This window comes from Bradyrhizobium sp. YR681 (assembly GCF_000282615.1).
Lineage (GTDB): Bacteria > Pseudomonadota > Alphaproteobacteria > Rhizobiales > Xanthobacteraceae > Bradyrhizobium.
In genome coordinates this window covers 1-20245 of sequence record NZ_AKIY01000046.1, presented here as the reverse complement: position 1 = coordinate 20245, position 20245 = coordinate 1, and the positions used below count along the sequence as shown (strand labels likewise).

Sequence of the window (20245 nt, the reverse complement as noted above, 5' to 3'; positions counted from 1 at the left end):
GACAACGACCACCCGATAGGACGGTGCGGCAACGCACAACACTTATAAATCAGGATTAGGACTGCTGAATGGTTGATACCAAGACCCCTGACGACAAGAAGCTGAGCGTTCCGAGCAAGACGCTATCGCTCAAGCCGCGCGTCGAAACGGGCACTGTCCGCCAGAGCTTCAGCCATGGCCGCAGCAAGCAGGTCGTGGTCGAGAAGCGCGGCAAGCGCCGCGTCGACGGCAGCCCTGAGCCGCAGGCCCCCACGGTTGTTGCAAAGCCGGCACCGGCCGCGCCTGCGCCCGCTCCCTCGCGCCCTGCACCGCCGCGCAACTCCGGCTCGGGCGTGGTGCTGCGGACGCTGACCGAGGACGAACGTTCCGCCCGCGCCAGCGCGCTGGCCGATGCCAAGGTGCGCGAAGTCGAAGAACGCCGCCAGGCCGAGGAAGAGGCCCAGCGCCGCGCGGTTCGCGAGGCCGCCGAGCGCGCCGAGCGCGAAGCCGCCGAATCCCGCCGCAAGGCCGAGGAAGAGCGGCACCGGCACGAGGACGAAGCCAAGCGCAAGGCCGAGACCGAAGCCAAGAAGCGTTTTGGCGAAGGCGAACAGCCGTCCGCGCCCCGCCCCGCAGCTGCTGCGGCTCCGGCCGCTCCCGCGCCGCGTCCCGGCGCGCCCGCAGCGCGCCCCGGCGCCACGACGACCACCGCACGCCCGGGAACAACGACGGCGCGCCCCGGAACGACCACGGCACGGCCGACAGGCGGCCCGCTGGGTCGCGCTCCCGCGGTCGCAGCCGGCCCTGACGAGGACGATGGTCCGCGCCAGATCCGTCGCGGTCCCGGCGGTGCTGCGCGTCCTGTGGTGGCCCCCAAGCCCACCCACAAGCCCGGCCCGCAGAAAGAGCGCGGCCGCCTGACCGTCGTCACCGCTCTCAACGCCGACGAAGTGCGCGAGCGCTCGATCGCCTCGTTCCGCCGCCGCACCCAGCGCCTGAAGGGCCACGCCTCGAACGAGCCGAAGGAAAAGCTCATCCGCGAGGTGGTCATTCCGGAAGCGATCACGATCCAGGAGCTCGCCAACCGCATGGCCGAGCGCGCGGTGGAAATCATCCGCATGCTGATGAAGCAGGGTGCGATTCACAAAATCACCGACGTGATCGACGCCGACACCGCGCAGCTGATCGCCGAAGAACTCGGTCACACCGTCAAGCGCGTTGCCGCCTCCGACGTCGAAGAAGGCCTGTTCGACGCCACCGACGATTCCACCGACACCGAGACGCGTTCACCCGTGGTGACCGTGATGGGTCACGTCGATCACGGCAAGACCTCGCTGCTCGATGCGCTCCGTCATGCCAACGTGGTCTCCGGCGAAGCCGGCGGCATCACCCAGCACATCGGCGCCTATCAGGTGCTGTCGCCCGAGAGCGGCAAGAAGATCACCTTCATCGACACGCCCGGCCACGCCGCGTTCACCGCGATGCGCGCCCGCGGCGCCAAGGTCACCGACATCGTCGTGCTGGTGGTTGCGGCCGATGACGGCGTCATGCCGCAGACGATCGAAGCCATCAACCACGCCAAGGCGGCGCGGGTGCCGATCATCGTTGCCATCAACAAGATCGACAAGCCCGATGCCAAGCCCGAGCGCGTGCGCACCGAGCTGCTCCAGCACGAGGTGCAGGTGGAATCCTTCGGCGGCGAAGTCGTCGACGTCGAAGTGTCGGCCAAGAACAAGACCAATCTCGACAAGCTGCTCGAGATGATCGCACTGCAGGCCGACATCCTCGACCTGAAGACCAATTCGGAGCGTCCGGCCGAAGGCACCGTGATCGAAGCCAAGCTCGATCGCGGCCGTGGTCCGGTCGCCACCGTGCTGGTCCAGCGCGGCACGCTTCGTGTCGGCGACATCATCGTCGCCGGCGCCGAGATGGGCCGTGTCCGCGCGCTGATCTCGGATCAGGGCGAGACGGTTCAGGAAGCCGGTCCCTCGGTGCCGGTCGAAGTGCTCGGCTTCAACGGTCCGCCGGAAGCCGGCGATCGTCTCGCCGTGGTCGAGAACGAAGCCCGCGCCCGCCAGGTCACCAGCTACCGCGCGCATCAGAAGCGCGAGAACGCGGCTGCCTCGATCTCCGGCATGCGCGGCTCGCTCGAGCAGATGATGTCGCAATTGAAGACGGCGGGCCGCAAGGAATTCCCGCTGATCATCAAGGCCGACGTGCAGGGCTCGCTGGAAGCGATCCTCGGCTCGCTGGAGAAGCTCGGCACCGACGAAGTCGCCGCCCGCATCCTGCATGCCGGCGTCGGCGGCATCTCGGAGTCGGACGTGACGCTCGCGGAAGGCTTCAACGCCGTGATCCTCGGCTTCTCGGTTCGTGCCAACAAGGAGGCCGCTGCGGCCGCCAAGCGCAACGGCATCGAGATCCGCTACTACAACATCATCTACGACCTCGTGGACGACATAAAGAAGGCGATGAGCGGCCTGCTCGCGCCGACCTTGCGCGAAACCATGCTGGGCAACGCCTCGATCCTGGAGATCTTCAACATCTCCAAGGTCGGCAAGGTCGCCGGCTGCCGCGTCACCGACGGCACCGTGGAACGCGGCGCCAATGTGCGCCTGATCCGCGACAACGTCGTCGTGCACGAAGGCAAGCTGTCGACGCTGAAGCGCTTCAAGGACGAAGTGAAGGAAGTCCAGTCCGGCCAGGAATGCGGCATGGCCTTCGAGAACTACCACGACATGCGTGCCGGTGACGTGATCGAGTGTTACCGTGTGGAGACGATCCAGCGCTCCCTGTAAGTCCAAATCTTACCGAAGCGCCCGGATCTTTTTGAGCTGAAATTGCGGGAGTGCGATGGCCGGATTTATTCCGGCCATCCGCACCGCATTCGTTTCAACAGGACAAATGACAATGCTCGTGTCCCAAACGCGGGCATGACGAGGTGATTTTCACAGATGCCCCGCCACCATCAGAAGAAAAGTTCCGCGCCAGGCGGAGGCTCGCAACGTCAGTTGCGTGTCGGCGAACAGGTTCGCCACGCGATAGCCGAGATTCTGGCGCAAGGCAGCGTGCATGATGCGGACCTCGAAGGTCACATCATCACCGTGCCGGAGGTGCGGATGTCGCCCGATTTGAAGCTCGCGACGATCTACGTGATGCCGCTCGGCGGCCGCGACACCGAAATGGTTCTCGCCGCGCTCGAGCGCAACAAGAAATTCCTGCGCGGCGAAGTCGCGCGGCGCGTTAACCTGAAATTTGCACCTGATCTTCGCTTCCGCGTCGACGAGCGATTCGACGAAGCGGAACGGATCGAGAAGCTTTTGCGAACACCTGCGGTGCAAAGAGACCTGGAACAGGATCCGGATCAGGATCGGGAAGAAGAGCAATGACGATGGACCCGGCTCACGGCACGATCGGCGACGAAGAGGCCGATGCGCGCGACGTGCAGAAAAATAATTTCGCGGATCTCGGTGGCAATTCGCAGCCGCGTCAGGAGCCGCGCCGCGTCAACAACGATCCGCGCGCCAAGCAGCAGAAGGGCAACCAGGTTCGCCGCGACCGCCGCGACGTCCATGGCTGGGTCGTGCTCGACAAGCCGATCGGCATGACCTCGACGCAAGCCGTCGCCGTGCTCAAGCGCCTGTTCAACGCCAAGCGCGCGGGACATGCCGGCACGCTCGATCCGCTCGCTTCCGGCGGCCTGCCCATTGCGCTCGGAGAAGCCACCAAGACGGTCCCCTTCGTCATGGACGGCCGCAAGCGCTACCAGTTCACGGTGTGCTGGGGCGAGGAGCGCGACACCGACGACATCGAGGGCCGGGTCACCGCGACCTCCGACCAGCGCCCGACCCGCGAGGCCATCCTGGCGCTGCTGCCGCGCTTCACGGGGGTGATCGAGCAGATCCCGCCGCGCTATTCCGCGATCAAGGTCCAGGGCGAGCGCGCCTATGACCTCGCCCGCGACGGCGAGATCGTGGAATTGGCCCCCCGCCCGGTCGAAATTCACCATTTAACCCTTGTGGATCAACCAGATAACGATCGGGCCGTGTTCGAGGCCGAGTGCGGCAAGGGCACCTATGTCCGGGCGCTGGCCCGCGATATGGGCCGGATTCTCGGCACTTACGGCCATATCTGCGCGCTCCGGCGGACCCTGGTCGGCCCATTTGACGAAAACGACATGATTCCGCTGGATCAGTTGGAGGCTTTATGCGATAGAGCCGCGTCCGGCGAGGGCAGCCTCGCCGACGCGCTTATGCCCGTTGAGACCGCGCTGGACGACATCCCGGCACTGGCCGTCACTCGGGCTGATGCGGCAAGGCTCCATCGGGGCCAGGCCGTTTTGTTGCGCGGACGGGATGCGCCCACTAGTAGCGGCACAGTCTATGTCACGGTAGCAGGCCGCCTTTTGGCGCTTGCTGAAGTTGGCAATGGCGAAATCATCCCCAAGCGTGTGTTCAACCTGACCGGCCTGACTGCCAGCTCCGGTCGCAACGAGAGAAATTGACGATGTCGATTGCCGCAGAACGCAAAGCGGAAGTCATCAAGACGAATGCCAACAAGGCCGGCGACACCGGCTCGCCGGAGGTTCAGGTCGCGATCCTGTCGGAACGCATCAACAACCTCACCAACCATTTCAAGACCCACGTGAAGGACAACCATTCGCGTCGCGGCCTCTTGAAGCTGGTCTCGACCCGCCGCTCGCTGCTCGACTATCTCAAGAAGCGGGACGAGGCGCGTTACAAGGCGCTGCTCGAGAAGCACAACATTCGTCGTTAAGAGTTCCTGCGCGCGCCAACGGCGCGCGTTTTCGCGCGTGGTTTCGAACGAAAGCGTTTGCTTAAAGGTTTTTGATCGAGGCTGCGTGCGCGTCGGGTGCGGGCCCAAAGCGCGATAGGAATCGCACTTTGGATCGTTGTTTGAGCATGATCTTGCCGGAAAACCGCTTCGCACTTTTCCGGATCATACTCGAGCGATGATTCGCATCCGGGGCATGATCGGCGAAGACCGCAATTCGGTGTTCGCGTTCGTGCCGACTGACAGTCCAGCAGCAATCCGGCGGCTGGGCACAACGGGCAAGGCGCCCGTATGACCCGAAAGGATGGATGCCATCCGAAATCCGAAAACCATGGCAGGATCGCAGGACGCTGATCGCCCGCTCCGATCAGCGTCCCGCAATCTTGACATGGTTTTTGTTTTTCGGGCCGTCCCTTCTTTCGAGAACCCATGAAAGAAGACCTCTATGTTCAATAAGCATTCAGTCGAGATCGACTGGGGCGGACGCCCTCTCAAGCTCGAAACCGGCAAGATCGCGCGTCAGGCCGACGGCGCCGTCGTCGCCACCTATGGCGAGACCGTGGTGCTTGCCACCGTCGTCGCGGCGAAGTCCCCGCGTGAAGGCGTCGACTTCCTGCCGCTGACCGTCGACTATCAGGAAAAGACCTACGCCGCGGGCCGCATTCCCGGCGGCTATTTCAAGCGCGAGGGCCGTCCGACCGAGAAGGAGACGCTGGTCTCCCGCCTGATCGACCGTCCGATCCGTCCGCTGTTCGTCGACGGCTGGCGCAACGAGACCCAGGTGATCGCCACCGTGCTGTCGCACGACATGGAGAACGATCCGGACATCGTGGCGCTGGTGGCATCGTCCGCCGCTCTGACCCTGTCGGGCGCGCCCTTCAAGGGCCCGATCGGCGCCGCGCGCGTCGGCTTCGTCAATGACGAATACGTCCTCAACCCGACGCTCGACGAGATGGTCGACACCCAGCTCGACCTGGTCGTCGCCGGCACCGCCGACGCCGTGCTGATGGTGGAATCGGAAGCCAAGGAGCTGAACGAAGACATCATGCTCGGCGCCGTGATGTTCGGTCACCGCCACTTCCAGCCGGTCATCAACGCGATCATCGAGCTCGCCGAGAAGGCCGCCAAGGAGCCGCGCGAAGTCACCGTCATCGACAATGCCGCGCTCGAGAAGGAAATGCTCGGCCTCGTCGAGCAGGAGCTGCGCGCCGCCTACGCCATTCCGGTCAAGCAGGATCGCTACGCCGCGGTCGGCAAGGTCAAGGAAAAGGTGATCGCCCACTACTTCCCCGAAGGGCAGGAGCCGAAATACGACAAGCTGCGCATCGGCGCCGTGTTCAAGGAGCTGGAAGCGAAGATCGTTCGCTGGAACATCCTCGACACCGGCAAGCGCATCGACGGCCGCGATTCCAAGACCGTGCGCAACATCGTCGCCGAAGTCGGCGTGCTGCCTCGCGCCCACGGTTCGGCGCTGTTCACCCGCGGCGAGACCCAGGGCCTGGTCGTGACCACGCTCGGCACCGGCGAGGATGAGCAGTACATCGACGCGCTGTCGGGAACGTACAAAGAGACGTTCCTGCTGCACTACAACTTCCCTCCCTACTCGGTCGGTGAGACCGGTCGCCTCGGCGGCACCAAGCGCCGCGAGATCGGCCACGGCAAGCTGGCCTGGCGCGCGATCCACCCCGTGCTGCCGCCCCATCACGAGTTCCCGTACACGATCCGCGTGGTCTCGGAGATCACCGAGTCCAACGGCTCCTCGTCGATGGCTTCGGTCTGCGGCGCCTCGCTGGCGCTGATGGACGCGGGCGTGCCGCTGAAGCGGCCGACCGCCGGCATCGCGATGGGCCTGATCCTCGAAGACAAGCGCTTTGCGGTTCTGTCGGACATCCTCGGTGACGAGGACCATCTCGGCGACATGGACTTCAAGGTCGCCGGTACGGAGCAGGGCATCACCTCGCTCCAGATGGACATCAAGATCGAGGGCATCACCGAGGAGATCATGAAGGTCGCGCTCGGTCAGGCCAAGGATGGACGCATCCACATCCTCGGCGAGATGGCCAAAGCGCTCACCAACGCCCGCGCCGAGCTCGGCGAATACGCGCCGCGCATCGAGACCTTCAAGATCGCCACCGACAAGATCCGCGAAGTGATCGGCACCGGCGGCAAAGTGATCCGCGAGATCGTCGAGAAGACTGGCGCCAAGGTCAACATCGAGGACGACGGCACCGTGAAGGTCGCCTCCTCCGACGGCGAGGCGATGAAGGCCGCGATCAAGTGGATCAAGTCGATCGCGTCCGATCCGGAAGTCGGCCAGATCTATGACGGCACCGTCGTCAAGGTGATGGAGTTCGGCGCCTTCGTGAACTTCTTCGGTTCCAAGGACGGCCTCGTCCACATCAGCCAGCTCGCTTCGGCGCGCGTGCAGAAGACCTCCGACGTCGTCAAGGAAGGCGACAAGGTCAAGGTCAAGCTGCTCGGCTTCGACGATCGCGGCAAGACCCGCCTGTCGATGAAGGTCGTCGACCAGACCACCGGCGAAGACCTCGAGGGCAAGGGCGGCGACGGCGAGAAGGCCCCGCGCGAAGCGGCCGGCGAGTAAGCCTCGCTCTCATCGGACACACGAAGGGCGGCCGAGAGGCCGCCCTTTTTGTTTGTCGCTTGCGATCTGCACCACCGGATTGGCCATGTGCGATTCCGTCGCAGCGTCACAATGACTGCGATCGAAACCCGGGATGCCGGCTGCTGCGTACCTGTTCGCATCGCCGCGCGCTTGATCGGCAGATCGACCCAGACAGGAGAACCACATGTCATCCCTATCCCGGCGCCGTCTCATGTTCGCTGCAACCGGCCTGGTCGCGGTTGCCTCTGCCCCGCGTGTGTTCGCGCAGGCTACCATGGCGCCCACAGGGCCGTTCAAGCTCGATCCGCTGGCCTATCCGGCGAACGCGCTGGAACCGCATATCGATGCCAAGACGATGGAGATCCATCACGACCGGCATCACCAGGCGTTCATCACCAACCTGAACAATTTCGCCAAGGACAATCCGCAGATCGCGGAAAAGCCGGTCAGCGAAGTGCTGGGCAATCTCGGCGCCGTGCCGGAAGCGATCCGCACCGGCGTCCGCAACAGCATGGGCGGACATGCCAACCACACGATGTTCTGGCAGATCATGGGACCGAACGGCGGCAAGCCGGAAGGCGCCGTGCTCGCCGCAATCGACAGCGACCTCGGCGGCCTGGAGAAATTCCAGACCGACTTCAACGCCGCCGGCGGACGCGTGTTCGGCTCCGGCTGGGTGTTCGTGACCGTGAGCAAGGATGGCAAGCTCGCGATCGAGACGCGTCCCAACCAGGACAACCCGATGATGGACGGCAAGCGCGCGTTGCTCGGTAACGATGTCTGGGAGCACGCCTATTATCTGAACTACCAGAATCGCCGCGCCGATTATCTCAAGGCATGGTGGAATACGGTGAACTGGAAAGTCGTGGGCGAGCGCTACGCCGCCGCCAAGGCCGGCACACTCGACGTGTGACGACAATCCGGGGACAAGAAAAAGGGCGGCCTCTCGGCCGCCCTTTTGTTTGTCGCTTGCCGATCGGGATCAGGCAGCGATGTCGTAGCGGTCGAGGTTCATCACCTTGGTCCAGGCCTCGGCGAAGTCCTGCACGAACTGCTCCTTGGCGTCGGACGTGGCATAGACCTCGGCGTAGGCGCGAAGCTGCGAGTGCGCGCCGAAGATCAGGTCGACGCGCGTAGCAGTCCACTTGACCGCGTTGGTCTTGCGGTCACGGCCCTCGTAAGCGCCGTCGGCCGCCGGCGTCCACTGCGTGCTCATGTCGAGCAGGTTGACGAAGAAGTCGTTGGTCAGCGTTCCCACCTTGGAGGTGAGCGCGCCGCTCTTCGAATTGCCCGCGTTGGCACCGAGCACGCGCAGGCCGCCGACGAGCGCCGTCATCTCGGGCCCGGTGAGCCGGAGCAGCTGCGCGCGATCGACGAGCGCCTCTTCCTGCTGCATGAACTGATGCCGCTTGCCGACATAGTTGCGGAAGCCATCAGCCCGCGGCTCCAGCGGCGCGAAGGAGGCGGCATCGGTCTGCTCCTGCGAAGCGTCCATGCGGCCCGGCGTGAAGCCGACCTTGACGTCGACGCCGGCATCCTTCGCGGCCTTCTCCACCGCGGCGGTGCCGCCGAGCACGATGAGGTCCGCGAGCGAGACCTTCTTCGCGCCCGACGACGCGTTGAAGTCCTTCTGGATCGCTTCGAGCTTGCCGAGCACCTTGGAGAGCTGGGCCGGCTGGTTCACCTCCCAGTCCTTCTGCGGAGCAAGCCGGATGCGCGCGCCGTTGGCGCCGCCGCGCTTGTCCGAGCCACGGAACGTCGAGGCCGACGCCCACGCGGTCGAGACCAGCTCGGAGACCGAGAGACCCGAAGCCAGGATCTTGGTCTTCAGCGCGGCGATGTCCTGATCGCTGGCCAGCTCGTGATTCACGGCCGGGATCGGATCCTGCCAGATCAGCTTCTCCTTCGGCACCAGCGGGCCGAGATAGCGCTGGATCGGACCCATGTCGCGGTGGGTCAGCTTGAACCAGGCACGGGCAAAAGCGTCCGCGAACTGAGCAGGGTTTTCGAGGAAACGACGCGAGATCTTCTCGTAGGCCGGATCCATGCGCAGCGAGAGGTCGGTCGTCAGCATGGTCGGCCGATGCTTCTTCGATTTGTCGAAGGCGTCGGGAATGATCGCGTCGGCGCCCTTGGCCGTCCACTGCTGCGCACCGCCCGGGCTCTTCGTCAGCTCCCATTCGAAGTTGAACAGGTTCTCGAAGAAGTTGTTGCTCCACTTGGTCGGCGTGGTCGTCCACGTCACTTCGAGACCGCTGGTGATGGCATCGCCCGAGTGGCCCGACGCGTGCTTGCTCTTCCAGCCGAGGCCCTGATCTTCCAGCGCGCCCGCCTCCGGCTCCGGACCGACCAGCGAGGGATCGCCCGCACCGTGGGTCTTGCCGAAGCTGTGGCCACCCGCGATCAGCGCGACGGTTTCCTCGTCGTTCATCGCCATGCGGGCGAAGGTCTCGCGGATGTCCTTGGCCGCGGCGACCGGATCCGGCTTGCCGTTCGGACCTTCCGGGTTGACGTAAATGAGGCCCATCTGCACCGCGCCGAGCGGCTCGGCGAGCTCGCGTTCGCCACTGTAGCGCTCATCGCCTAGCCAGGTGCCTTCGGGACCCCAGTAAAGCTCTTCCGGCTCCCACACGTCGACGCGGCCGCCGGCAAAACCGAATGTCTTGAAGCCCATCGATTCCAGCGCGACGTTGCCGGCGAGCACCATCAGATCGGCCCAGGAAATCTTGCGGCCATATTTCTGCTTGATCGGCCAGAGCAGCCGGCGCGCCTTGTCGAGGTTGGCGTTGTCGGGCCAGGAGTTGAGCGGCGCGAAACGCTGCTGACCGGCGCCGGCGCCACCGCGGCCGTCGGTGGTGCGATAGGTGCCCGCGCTGTGCCAGGCCATGCGGATCATGAGACCGCCGTAATGACCGAAGTCGGCCGGCCACCATTCCTGCGAATCCGTCATCAGGGCGGTCAGGTCCTTGATGACCGCGTTGAGGTCGAGCGACTTGAATTCCTTGGCGTAGTCGAAGCCCTTGCCCATCGGATCGGACTTGTCGGAATTCTTGTGCAGCATCTCGATGCTGAGCTGGGTTGGCCACCAATCACGGTTCGCCGGTACGCGTTTTCCACCCGAAAACGGGCACTTCGAAGTGTCGTCCATGAATACCTCCTCTGGTGGCGTCGAACTCGCGCCATTGACCAGGTAGAACCACTCTAAGCGTCGCCTTCGATCAGGTAAAGTTGACTTTAATGATCGCTGCGATAGGATTTTCTGATGATCAATCTGACGCTGCGCCAGCTCCGGTACTTCGATGCGCTGGCACGCCATGGTCATTTCGGTCGCGCGGCCGAATCCTGTTCGATCTCGCAGCCGGCGTTGTCGATGCAGATCAAGGAACTGGAAGAGACGCTCGGCGGCCTGCTGCTGGAGCGCAGCGCGCGGCAGGTCGCGCTGACCCGGTTCGGCGAGGAACTCGCCCAGCGCGTCCGCGACATCCTGCGCTCGGTCGACGAACTCGGCGATTTCGCCCGCGCCTCGCAGGATCGCTTCGCCGGCCGGCTGCGCATCGGCATGATCCCGACGATCGCGCCGTATTTGCTGCCAACGATCACCAAGAATCTCACCCGCCTGCATCCGGAGCTCGACATCCGCGTGCGCGAGACGATGACGCCGCGGCTGATTCAGGAACTGCTGGAGGGGCGGCTCGACACCGCCATCGTCGCGCTGCCGGTGTCGGAGCCCTCGCTCACCGAGGTCGCCCTGTTCGAGGAGAAATTTTTGCTGGTGCGGCCCGGCACGGATGCCGGAACGCCTGCGCCTTCGCGCGAGATGATGCGGGAGATGCGGCTGCTGCTGCTCGAGGAGGGGCACTGCTTCCGCGACCAGGCGCTGTCGTTCTGCAACATGCAATCGGCACCGCCACGCGAGATGCTGGATGCGAATTCGCTGTCGACGCTGGTGCAGATGGTCAGCGCCGGCATCGGCGTCACCCTGATTCCGGAAATGGCGGTGCCGGTGGAGACGCGGTCGGCCTCGGTTTCGCTGTCGCGCTTTCGCGACCCCGAGCCTTCGCGCACGATCGGCATGGTCTGGCGCAAGACCAGCCCGCTGGCGCGGCAGCTGCTGCAGATTTCCGAGGTGGTGTGCCTGTCGGCCGGCAAGGTACGCGCCCGACCATCCGTGCGCGGTCAGAAGGCCTGAGGCCGCGATGTCACTTCCCGTCATCCGCCTGGCCCGCGCCGACGAATATGACGAGATCGCCCGTGTCTGGATGGAGAGCCGGGTCTCGACCGGGCTTGCCGAGGCGAGCAACTTTCTGCTGTCGAATCTGCGCGCACGTGTCAGGCGCGAGATCGAGGACGGCTGGACCCTGTACGCCGCCGACGACAACGGCACCATCGCCGCCATGCTGGCGCTGCATCTGCCAAAGTTTTATCTCGACCAGCTCTTCGTCGCCCCCGCCTATCAGGGCCAATCGCTCGGCCGGCAACTGCTCGCCTTCACGCGCACGCAATTGCCCGATGAGATCGAACTGCGCTGCGTGCGCGAGAATGAAAAAGCCTGGCGCTCGTATGAACGCGAAGGCTTTGTGTGCGAGACCGAGGTGGTGAATCCGGTGACCGGCTTCATGATGAAGTGCTATCGGTGGAAGCGGCAGCGCCCTGCCGGATAGGCACCGACCGCCGGCCGCAGCTTGCGGTTGTCACGATCCCCACCTAGTGTGGCGTGGCCGATAACCTCCTGCCTCTGATCTCCCGGAATCCATGGTTCGAATTGCTGTCTCGCTGATCGCGCTGCTGTCCATGCTTGGCTCGGCGGTCGCGCAAACCCCTCCCGCACCCACCGCGCCTCCCGCTCAAGCTGCGGCACCGGCCAAGCCGGCACCCAAGAAGGCGGCGAAGCCGAAGGCTCCGGCCAAACCTGCGGAGCCAGCGACTTCAGGTCCCTGCGGCATCGGCGTGATCGCGGCGACGCAGGACCCGTTCGTCGTCGAGAAGATCGGCCTGACGGTGTTCGGAAACGAATATGCGGAAGTGCCCGTGTCCTGGGGCCTTGACGATGTTGTTTTCGCACGAGTGCGTGCGGCAGCAGGTGCCACGCCGGTACGGCGAATTGCCTACGCCAAAGGCACGTTCGACGCCTTCTATCACCCGAAGCCCAGTCTGTTTCGCAACGAACGCGAAGAACTGTCAACCCTGATCCGTCAGATCGCGGGCAATGCCGGCTGCGAACGATATGTCGTCGTGACGCGGGGCGAGGGGGTGCTGCCGGGGACCAATCTGCCACTGCGAGGACTGGGCATGTTCAATCGCGGCATCGGCATCATCAGTTATACGTTCCTGTACGCCTATGTCGGCGTGACCGTGTTCGACGGCCAGACCTTCGAAATCAGGAAGGGGCCTGCCCTGACGCTGGAAGGTGTCGTGAAGCACATGGCTGACGGCTTCGGGCAAGACCCACATCTGCACAAAATGGACAATGCCCTGTTTCCGGCCACAGCGACCGACGCCGCCAACAACACGATCCTGCGCGACAACATGCGCGATTTCCTGACGGAGCGGCTGGACAAAATCTTGCCGCCGTATTTCGCACCGTGAGCAGTGCCTGAGCATGATCAACATTCTGGTCGTTGCAGCCGCCCTGGCTTCTTATGCGCTGATGTCTCCGGCGGAAGACCGCGTACAGTCGTTCCCGAAGCAGGAAATGGTCAGGCCCGCGCTCAGGAAGCCGGCAACGGCCGCGCCAAGCGCGCCAATTGAGCGCGGCCCCTGCCAGATCGGCGTGATTCCGATCGCCGGTATTGTCTTCATGGTCGAGAAATTCGGGCCAATCACCCTCCTGGACAACTATTCGCGAGTCTCTGTTGCGACATGGGGGCTCGACGACCTCGTCGTCTCGCGCGTTCGCGCCGCCGCACCGGGCAGTTCCGTGAGGAGAATTCCCTTCACGAAGGACGATCTCAAGGCCGGAGGCCGTGACCAGCCGCGCCTGTTTGCCTCTTACCGCGTTGCATCCGACATCGAGAATTTCGTTCGGCTTCTGGCAACGAAGCTCCACTGCGAACGCTATGTCGTCGTGCACAGGCATGGCGGAAGCCAGCGCGAATTCGGCATTGGCATCTCGCAATACCCTCTCAATGGGCCAGTACACCTCTTCGCCATGATGTACATCAGGGTCTATGACGGTGCGACTTTCGCGTTGATCAGGGAGGCGCCAGCCTTGACGACCGAGGACACATTTGCGGAGCGCGTAATGCACAATCCGCTTGGCGGGCCGTCCATGCAGGTGGACCGCGCGATGTTTCCGGAGAAGCCGGCGGATGCAGTCAACAATCCGGTGCTGCGCGATGGTGTACGCGCGATGCTGACAAAGAGCCTCGACAAGACACTGCCGGCCCTGCTGCAACGCTCGCCTCCGTCGCGTTGACCAAGATGTCGTTCGCAGAGCGGCTCGTCCGGCCAGGCGTAGTGCGTTGTGTATCCGACGCAAACACGCGATGAATGGGCCCGCGCCCGTCTACGCCCGATGAAAGGTTCCGCACCATGATCAAGCTCTATTGGTCACCCCGCTCGCGCTCGTTCACGACGCTCTGGCTGATGGAGGAGAGCGGCCTGCCCTATGAGCGCGTGCTGACCGACATCTCGACCGGCGCGCAGAAGGCGCCGGACTATCTGAAGGTCAACCCGATGGGCAAGGTGCCGGCGCTGAGCGACGGCGATGCCGCGCTCGGTGAAGCCGCGGCGATCTGCGCCTACATCGCCGACCGCTATCCCGAGACCAGGCTTGCACCCGCCGTGACCGATCCGCGCCGCGCGCGCTATCTGCAATGGCTGTTCTTTTCGCCGGGCTGCATCGAACCCGCCATCATCCAGATCTTCACCAAGATCGAGATCCCGACCTCGACCGCGGCCTGGGGCAGCGCAACGCAGGTGTTCGACGTGCTGGAGGCAGCACTCGCCGAGGGGCCGTGGATTCTCGGCGAGGAATTTTCCGCCGCCGACATCACGGTCGGCTCCGGCCTGAACTTCGCGGTGCGCCGGTTCAAGATGGTGCCGTCGCGCCCCGCCTTCGATGCCTATCTCGATCGCTGCACGGCGCGGCCGGCGTTCCAGCGCGCGGAGAAAATCGCGGCGGGCTAGGTGAGCTCTCGTAGGATGGGCAAAGCGAAGCGTGCCCACCATCTGGTCGCGATTATTGAGAGATGGCGGGCACGTCGCTGACGCTCCTTTGCCCACCCTACGGAACTACGAAACTAATCTGGCGTCTTCAAATCGTCCGGCCGCGGCATCAGGACGATGTTGTAGCCGGAATCGACGTAGTGGATTTCGCCGGTCACGCCGCCGGAGAGGTCCGACAGCAGATACAGCGCCGAGCCGCCCAGCTCGTCGAGCGTGACGCCGCGGCGGAGCGGCGAATGTTTTTGCATGAAGGCGAACATCGCGCGCGCCTCGCCGATGCCGGAGCCGGCGAGCGTGCGGATGGGGCCGGCGGAGATCGCGTTGACGCGAATGCCGCGTGGTCCGAAATCGGAGGCGAGATAGCGCACCGAGGCTTCCAGCGCCGCCTTGGCAACGCCCATCACATTGTAGTTCGGCATGGACCGCTCCGAGGCGCCGAAGGTCAGCGTGATCATGCTGCCGCCCTCCGTCATCAGCTCGGCGGCGCGCTTGGCGACCTCCGTGAAGGAGAAGCAGGAGATCACCATGGTGCGCGAAAAATTCTCGCGGCTGGTGTCGGCGTAGCGGCCCTTCAGCTCGTTCTTGTCGGCAAAGCCGATGGCGTGGATGACGAAGTCGAGCTTGCCCCATTTTTCGCGCAGAACGTCGAATGTGGCATCGACGCTGGCGATGTCCTCGACGTCGCAAGGCAGCACCAATTCCACGCCGAGCGATTCAGCCAGCGGCTTGACCCGCTTGCCGAGGGCTTCGCCCTGGAAGGTGAAGGCCAGCTCGGCACCATGGGCGTGCAGCGTCTTCGCCATCCCCCAGGCGATCGAATGATCATTGGCGATGCCCATGATCAGACCGCGCTTGCCCTTCATCAGACCTTCCATCTCGCGATTACTCTCCACTCTCCGTCATGCCCGGGCATCCACGCTCTTCCGCAACCAGTAGCAAAGACGTGGATGGCCGGGACGAGCCCGGCCATGACGACAAACTACCAGCGCGTCCGCAACGACGTCACACATCCAGCCGGCTGAACACCAGCGTGGCGTTGGTGCCGCCGAAGCCGAAGGAGTTCGACAGCACGGTGCCGATCTTGACGTTGTCGATGCGCTTGCGCACGATCGGCATGTCGGCGAACACGGGGTCCAGCTCCTGGATGTGCGCGCTCTCGCAGATGAAACCGTTGTTCATCATCAGCAGCGAGTAGATCGCCTCCTGCACGCCGGTCGCGCCCAGCGAGTGACCTGTCAACGCCTTGGTCGCCGAGATCGGCGGGCACTTCTCGCCACTTCCGAACACGCGGCGGAGCGCGTCGATCTCCGGCGGGTCGCCGGCCGGCGTCGAGGTCGCGTGCGGGTTGATATAGTCGACCTTGGTCTTCACCGTCGACATCGCCATGCGCATGCAGCGCTCGGCGCCCTCACCAGACGGGGCGACCATGTCGTAGCCATCCGAGGTCGCGCCATAGCCGACGATCTCGCCGTAGATGCGCGCGCCGCGCGCCTTGGCATGCTCGAGTTCTTCCAGCACGAGGACTCCCGCGCCGCCGGCAATGACAAAACCGTCGCGGTTGACGTCATAGGGACGCGAGGCGGTGGCGGGCGTGTCGTTGTATTTCGAGGACATCGCGCCCATGGCGTCGAACAGCACCGAGAGCGACCAGTCGAGCTCTTCGCAGCCGCCGGCGAAGATGACGTCCTGCTTGCCGATCTGGATGGTCTCATAGGCATTGCCGACGCAATGGTTCGAGGTCGCGCAGGCCGAGGAGATCGAATAGTTCACGCCCTTGATCTTGAACCAGGTCGCGAGCGTCGCGGAGGCCGTGGACGACATCGCCTTCGGCACTGCAAACGGCCCGACACGCTTGGGGCCCTTGGTGCGGGTGATGTCGGCGGATTCGACGATGGTGCGCGCGGAGGGGCCGCCGGAGCCCATGATGATGCCGGTGCGGATGTTGGAGACGTCTTCGGGCGACAGGCCGGAGTCCTGGATCGCCTGCTCCATCGCGATGTGATTCCAGCCGGCGCCCTGGCCGAGGAAGCGCATGGCACGGCGGTCGACCACCGTCGCAGGATCGATCGTCGGTGCACCCTGCACCTGCGAACGGAAGCCGAGCTCGGCATATTTCTCAGCCCGCGAAATGCCCGACTTTGCCTCGTGAAGGCTCGCAAGCACCTCCTGGGTGTTGTTTCCGATGGACGAGACGATGCCCATCCCGGTGACCACAACCCGCCTCATGACAGCCTCGCCTAAATCGTTGTCTTTCTTTGTGATGCGCTCAGCCCAGGCTCACGCCCTGCTTGAACAGGCCGACCTTCAGATCCTTGGCGCGATAAATAATCTGGTCATCGACCGAAAGCCACCCGTCGGCGATACCGAGCACCAGCTTTGAGCGCATCACGCGCTTGATATCGACGTTGTACACAACCTTGCGGGCCTCGGGCAGCACCTGGCCACTGAACTTAAGCTCGTTCAGACCCAGCGCCCGGCCACGACCTTCACCGCCACTCCAGCCCAGATAAAAGCCGACCATTTGCCACAGCGCATCGAGGCCGAGGCAGCCGGGCATGACAGGATCGTTCTTGAAGTGACAGCCGAAAAACCAGAGGTCGGGCTTCACGTCGAGCTCGGCGCGCACCACGCCCTTGCCGAACTCGCCCCCATTGTCGCTGATGTCAGTGATGCGGTCGAACATCAGCATCGGCGGCAGCGGCAGCTGGGCGTTGCCCGGGCCGAACATCTCGCCGCGGGCACATGCCAGCAGATCTTCATATTCGTAACCGTTGCGCCTGTTCAGCATGCGGAAGCCTCTGTTCAAACCCCGATTGAGCGGCGTTTCTGGCAAAAATGGGCCCCGTCCGGTTCGGAAAGCAACGACAATTGCCGTCGTCAGCAGGCGCGAATGCCGAGAGCCCGGATGGAGCTGCAAACCGGGCCTCAATGCCCGGCCGCGCCACAATCGGCTAGGCGAAGCCGGGCGCTCTCTAACACAGGCGTTTCCGGTGGCAAAGCGCTCTCATGAAGGTAAAATGACGGGTCCTCGCCCGGTTCCAGGCCTGATTAGAACCTCTCTAGTTGCGAGAAACTTGCATCTGCATCTTTCTGTTCTTATATTGCCTGAGAGATATTGTTCACGCGTGCCCGAAATCTGGAAATGAGCGAGAATACCGCGCCCCATCACGACGACGACGTCCATGCCGCGGCCCTCCTGTCCGGCCGCCAGCCGGCGCTGACCGGCTGCCCGTGGCACGACGTCAACGAAATGCTTCAGTCCGCCGGTCTCCGCCCGACGCGTCAGCGTATGGCCTTGGGCTGGCTGCTGTTCGGCAAGGGTGCACGCCACCTCACGGCTGAAATGCTCTACGAGGAAGCGACGCTCGCCAAGGTCCCGGTCTCGCTGGCGACCGTCTACAACACGCTGAACCAGCTCACCGACGCCGGCCTGCTGCGCCAGGTCAGTGTCGACGGCACCAAGACCTATTTCGACACCAACGTCACCACGCACCACCACTATTACCTCGAGAACAGCCACGAGCTGGTCGATATCGAGGACCCGCATCTGGCGCTGTCCAAGATGCCGGAGGTGCCGGAAGGTTACGAGATCGCCCGCATCGACATGGTCGTGCGCCTGCGCAAGAAGCGCTGAGATCGCCTGAAACTGCTGAATTCGTCGTCATGGCCGGGCTTGTCCCGGCCATCCACGTTTTTGGGCTGACGTGGAAGTCCGCGAATGCCCGGGACAAGCCGGGCATGACGGTGGAGCGGCAGCTCGCCCCGCCCTGCGGCGTCAGTTGACCGGCTCGTCGGCGTAGACGCCCCACAGGCGCTCCTGCTGGATCCAGCCGTCAAAGCCGTTGCCGGTGACGCGGCACCAGTTTGCAGTGCACTTCTTGACCTGCGTGACGACACCGGCCTGGAGCCTGGCCGCAACGGCACTGTCGGGATCGGCCCGGTCGTAGATCGGCGCGAGGTCGTCCTTGTGCTTCATGGTGACCACCGCGGTGCGGCGGCCCGACAGCAGCGAGTGATAGACCCAGCCCTCGGCGCCCTCGGAATCGCGCACCCGGCGCCAGTTCTCGAACTCGGCGGTGATTTCGACCGGCAGGCCCGAACGGGTGTAGACCCAGGCGACGTCATTGTCCTTGGTCGGGCCGGCGCGGACATTCACGTGATCCGATTTGAGGCTGACATAGCGCGGCACCGGCAGGCCGCTGGCGGTCTGGGGGGTGCTGTCCTTGGCCGAATGCGAGGGGCCGACCGAGGCGCTCCACCACGTGCAAACGAGCGCCATCACCGAACAAAAACGCCCCAACGCCATCAACCCGTCTCCTGTCGAAGACCCGGGCGTCATGCCCTGTCCTCACCCCACATTCCAAACCCTGCCGCGACGTCCCCGACCCGCCCCACGCGGGTGTTCCGCCAAGCCTTAACCCGTGGTTCTTGTCTTGGCCCGGCCTTCTGCTAGAGAGGACGGACGCTTAAACAACCAGTTTGTCCCGATTTTCCGGCCGGAAATGTCGGGAGAGCTTGAAGGAAACGCCGGGGACAGACACGGCAAGGTCAGTGTCGAACAACCGGGTTAATGAGACCTCAACGGCCGGCCTTTGGCGACAGGGGCGGCCAGCGACGCCTCATGAGAGCAGGACATGTCGGTGAAGAAAAAGCCCCTCGTCGTCGTGACGCGCAAGCTGCCGGATTCGATCGAAACGCGGATGCGCGAGCTGTTCGACGCGCGGATCAATCTCGAGGACACACCGATGTCGGCCGAGCAGATCGCGGAGGCCGCGCGCACCGCCGACGTGCTGGTTCCAACGGTCACCGACCACATCACCGCCGACATCGTCAACCAGCCCGACTGCAAGCTGCGCCTGATCGCCAATTTCGGCAACGGCGTCGATAATATCGACGTCGAGGCCGCGCATGCCCGCGGCATCACCGTCACCAACACGCCGAAAGTTCTGACCGAAGACACCGCCGACATGACCATGGCGCTGATCCTGGCCGTGCCGCGCCGGATGATCGAAGGCGCCTCGATCCTGACGGAAGGAAAGCCCTGGCCCGGCTGGTCGCCGACCTGGATGCTCGGCCACCGCATCGGGGGAAAACGCCTCGGCATCATCGGCATGGGCCGCATCGGCCAGGCGGTCGCGCGTCGCGCCCGCGCCTTCGGCCTGCAGATCCACTATCACAACCGCCGTCCCGTCGCGCCTGTGATCGCCGAAGAGCTTGGTGCGACCTATTGGGAAAGCCTCGACCAGATGCTGGCGCGGATGGACATCATCTCGGTGAACTGTCCGCATACGCCCGCAACCTACCATCTGCTCTCGGCGCGCCGGCTGAAGCTGATCCGGAAAGACGCCTACGTCGTCAACACCGCGCGCGGCGAAGTCACCGACGAGGACACGCTGATCAAGCTGATCGAAGGCGGCGAGATCGGCGGCGCCGGGCTCGACGTCTACGAGCACGAGCCCGCGGTGAACCCCAAGCTGGTGCGGCTCGCCAAGGCCGGCAAGGTGACGCTGCTGCCGCATATGGGCTCGGCCACGATCGAAGGCCGTGTCGAGATGGGCGAGAAGGTGATCATCAACATCCGCACCTTCCTCGACGCCCACAAGCCGCCGGACCGCGTGCTGCCGAGCATGCTCTGAGGCCTAACCAGCCGCGTCACTCTCCATCCTCATCCTTGTAAGTCAG

The 20245-nt window shown here is 64.2% G+C and carries 18 protein-coding genes; 13 read left to right on the top strand and 5 right to left on the bottom strand.

Annotated elements, in window-relative coordinates; genetic code table 11:
- Nucleotides 1-68: 68 nt before the first annotated feature.
- The 6 genes from infB to PMI42_RS06540 all read left to right on the top strand — a co-directional run bounded on the left by infB (nt 69) and on the right by PMI42_RS06540 (nt 8309).
- Nucleotides 69-2777, top strand: a complete 2709-nt coding sequence (infB, locus tag PMI42_RS06565) for a translation initiation factor IF-2 (RefSeq protein WP_008131792.1) — start codon at nt 69-71, stop codon at nt 2775-2777.
- 156 nt (nt 2778-2933) lie between these two features.
- On the top strand, nt 2934-3368 hold the full coding sequence (rbfA, locus tag PMI42_RS06560; RefSeq protein ID WP_035964705.1) for a 30S ribosome-binding factor RbfA: 435 nt from the start codon (nt 2934-2936) through the stop codon (nt 3366-3368).
- Nucleotides 3365-4483, top strand: coding sequence for a tRNA pseudouridine(55) synthase TruB (gene truB, locus PMI42_RS06555; RefSeq protein WP_008131789.1), 1119 nt, complete (start codon nt 3365-3367; stop codon nt 4481-4483). Before rbfA ends, truB begins: the two co-directional genes overlap by 4 nt.
- Before the next feature lie 2 nt (nt 4484-4485).
- Nucleotides 4486-4755 carry a 30S ribosomal protein S15 gene (gene rpsO / locus PMI42_RS06550; protein WP_008131787.1) on the top strand — a complete coding sequence of 90 codons (270 nt, stop codon included), beginning with the start codon at nt 4486-4488 and terminating at the stop codon, nt 4753-4755.
- A gap of 463 nt (nt 4756-5218) precedes the next feature.
- Nucleotides 5219-7375: a polyribonucleotide nucleotidyltransferase gene (pnp, locus tag PMI42_RS06545; protein WP_008131784.1), complete on the top strand. Its 2157-nt coding sequence runs from the start codon at nt 5219-5221 to the stop codon at nt 7373-7375.
- A 205-nt stretch (nt 7376-7580) separates the two neighbouring features.
- Nucleotides 7581-8309: a superoxide dismutase gene (locus PMI42_RS06540; protein WP_008131782.1), complete on the top strand. Its 729-nt coding sequence runs from the start codon at nt 7581-7583 to the stop codon at nt 8307-8309.
- Between the two features lie 69 nt (nt 8310-8378).
- Here the strand turns inward: PMI42_RS06540 and katG are convergent, their stop codons facing one another.
- On the bottom strand, nt 8379-10544 hold the full coding sequence (gene katG / locus PMI42_RS06535; RefSeq protein ID WP_008131781.1) for a catalase/peroxidase HPI: 2166 nt from the start codon (nt 10542-10544) through the stop codon (nt 8379-8381).
- A 114-nt stretch (nt 10545-10658) separates the two neighbouring features.
- Here katG and PMI42_RS06530 point away from each other — a divergent pair, with 114 nt between their 5' ends.
- The 5 genes from PMI42_RS06530 to PMI42_RS06510 all read left to right on the top strand — a co-directional run bounded on the left by PMI42_RS06530 (nt 10659) and on the right by PMI42_RS06510 (nt 14524).
- Nucleotides 10659-11585: a hydrogen peroxide-inducible genes activator gene (locus PMI42_RS06530; protein WP_008131779.1), complete on the top strand. Its 927-nt coding sequence runs from the start codon at nt 10659-10661 to the stop codon at nt 11583-11585.
- Between the two features lie 7 nt (nt 11586-11592).
- Entirely contained in the window at nt 11593-12057 is a 465-nt protein-coding gene (locus PMI42_RS06525) for a GNAT family N-acetyltransferase (protein WP_008131777.1), read from the top strand.
- A 91-nt stretch (nt 12058-12148) separates the two neighbouring features.
- Nucleotides 12149-12982, top strand: coding sequence for a hypothetical protein (locus tag PMI42_RS06520; RefSeq protein WP_008131775.1), 834 nt, complete (start codon nt 12149-12151; stop codon nt 12980-12982).
- A 13-nt stretch (nt 12983-12995) separates the two neighbouring features.
- On the top strand, nt 12996-13811 hold the full coding sequence (locus PMI42_RS06515) for a hypothetical protein (RefSeq protein WP_008131773.1): 816 nt from the start codon (nt 12996-12998) through the stop codon (nt 13809-13811).
- A 116-nt stretch (nt 13812-13927) separates the two neighbouring features.
- Complete coding sequence (locus PMI42_RS06510) at nt 13928-14524, top strand: glutathione S-transferase family protein (protein ID WP_008131770.1); 597 nt, start codon at nt 13928-13930, stop codon at nt 14522-14524.
- A gap of 113 nt (nt 14525-14637) precedes the next feature.
- Here PMI42_RS06510 and fabI read toward each other — a convergent pair whose 3' ends face one another.
- The 3 genes from fabI to fabA all read right to left on the bottom strand — a co-directional run bounded on the left by fabI (nt 14638) and on the right by fabA (nt 17351).
- Nucleotides 14638-15438, bottom strand: coding sequence for an enoyl-ACP reductase FabI (gene fabI / locus PMI42_RS06505; RefSeq protein WP_008131768.1), 801 nt, complete (start codon nt 15436-15438; stop codon nt 14638-14640).
- Nucleotides 15439-15565: 127 nt separating this feature from the next.
- Nucleotides 15566-16789 carry a beta-ketoacyl-ACP synthase I gene (gene fabB / locus PMI42_RS06500; RefSeq protein WP_008131766.1) on the bottom strand — a complete coding sequence of 408 codons (1224 nt, stop codon included), beginning with the start codon at nt 16787-16789 and terminating at the stop codon, nt 15566-15568.
- A gap of 40 nt (nt 16790-16829) precedes the next feature.
- Nucleotides 16830-17351, bottom strand: a complete 522-nt coding sequence (fabA, locus tag PMI42_RS06495; protein WP_008131765.1) for a bifunctional 3-hydroxydecanoyl-ACP dehydratase/trans-2-decenoyl-ACP isomerase — start codon at nt 17349-17351, stop codon at nt 16830-16832.
- 354 nt (nt 17352-17705) lie between these two features.
- On the opposite strand from fabA, the gene irrA reads away from it, so the two are divergent.
- Nucleotides 17706-18197, top strand: a complete 492-nt coding sequence (irrA, locus tag PMI42_RS06490) for an iron response transcriptional regulator IrrA (protein ID WP_008131763.1) — start codon at nt 17706-17708, stop codon at nt 18195-18197.
- A 141-nt stretch (nt 18198-18338) separates the two neighbouring features.
- On the opposite strand, the gene PMI42_RS06485 is transcribed toward irrA, so the two are convergent.
- Nucleotides 18339-18869, bottom strand: a complete 531-nt coding sequence (locus PMI42_RS06485; RefSeq protein ID WP_008131760.1) for an SH3 domain-containing protein — start codon at nt 18867-18869, stop codon at nt 18339-18341.
- A gap of 328 nt (nt 18870-19197) precedes the next feature.
- Here PMI42_RS06485 and PMI42_RS06480 point away from each other — a divergent pair, with 328 nt between their 5' ends.
- Nucleotides 19198-20199 carry a 2-hydroxyacid dehydrogenase gene (locus PMI42_RS06480; RefSeq protein ID WP_008131759.1) on the top strand — a complete coding sequence of 334 codons (1002 nt, stop codon included), beginning with the start codon at nt 19198-19200 and terminating at the stop codon, nt 20197-20199.
- Nucleotides 20200-20245 lie beyond the last annotated feature (46 nt).

Coding starts and splice junctions, on each gene's coding strand:
- infB (WP_008131792.1), top strand. CDS start 69: ATGGTTGATACCAAGACCCCTGACGACAAGAAGCTGAGCGTTCCGAGC.
- rbfA (WP_035964705.1), top strand. CDS start 2,934: ATGCCCCGCCACCATCAGAAGAAAAGTTCCGCGCCAGGCGGAGGCTCG.
- truB (WP_008131789.1), top strand. CDS start 3,365: ATGACGATGGACCCGGCTCACGGCACGATCGGCGACGAAGAGGCCGAT.
- rpsO (WP_008131787.1), top strand. CDS start 4,486: ATGTCGATTGCCGCAGAACGCAAAGCGGAAGTCATCAAGACGAATGCC.
- pnp (WP_008131784.1), top strand. CDS start 5,219: ATGTTCAATAAGCATTCAGTCGAGATCGACTGGGGCGGACGCCCTCTC.
- PMI42_RS06540 (WP_008131782.1), top strand. CDS start 7,581: ATGTCATCCCTATCCCGGCGCCGTCTCATGTTCGCTGCAACCGGCCTG.
- katG (WP_008131781.1), bottom strand. CDS start 10,544: ATGGACGACACTTCGAAGTGCCCGTTTTCGGGTGGAAAACGCGTACCG.
- PMI42_RS06530 (WP_008131779.1), top strand. CDS start 10,659: ATGATCAATCTGACGCTGCGCCAGCTCCGGTACTTCGATGCGCTGGCA.
- PMI42_RS06525 (WP_008131777.1), top strand. CDS start 11,593: ATGTCACTTCCCGTCATCCGCCTGGCCCGCGCCGACGAATATGACGAG.
- PMI42_RS06520 (WP_008131775.1), top strand. CDS start 12,149: ATGGTTCGAATTGCTGTCTCGCTGATCGCGCTGCTGTCCATGCTTGGC.
- PMI42_RS06515 (WP_008131773.1), top strand. CDS start 12,996: ATGATCAACATTCTGGTCGTTGCAGCCGCCCTGGCTTCTTATGCGCTG.
- PMI42_RS06510 (WP_008131770.1), top strand. CDS start 13,928: ATGATCAAGCTCTATTGGTCACCCCGCTCGCGCTCGTTCACGACGCTC.
- fabI (WP_008131768.1), bottom strand. CDS start 15,438: ATGGAAGGTCTGATGAAGGGCAAGCGCGGTCTGATCATGGGCATCGCC.
- fabB (WP_008131766.1), bottom strand. CDS start 16,789: ATGAGGCGGGTTGTGGTCACCGGGATGGGCATCGTCTCGTCCATCGGA.
- fabA (WP_008131765.1), bottom strand. CDS start 17,351: ATGCTGAACAGGCGCAACGGTTACGAATATGAAGATCTGCTGGCATGT.
- irrA (WP_008131763.1), top strand. CDS start 17,706: ATGAGCGAGAATACCGCGCCCCATCACGACGACGACGTCCATGCCGCG.
- PMI42_RS06485 (WP_008131760.1), bottom strand. CDS start 18,869: ATGGCGTTGGGGCGTTTTTGTTCGGTGATGGCGCTCGTTTGCACGTGG.
- PMI42_RS06480 (WP_008131759.1), top strand. CDS start 19,198: ATGTCGGTGAAGAAAAAGCCCCTCGTCGTCGTGACGCGCAAGCTGCCG.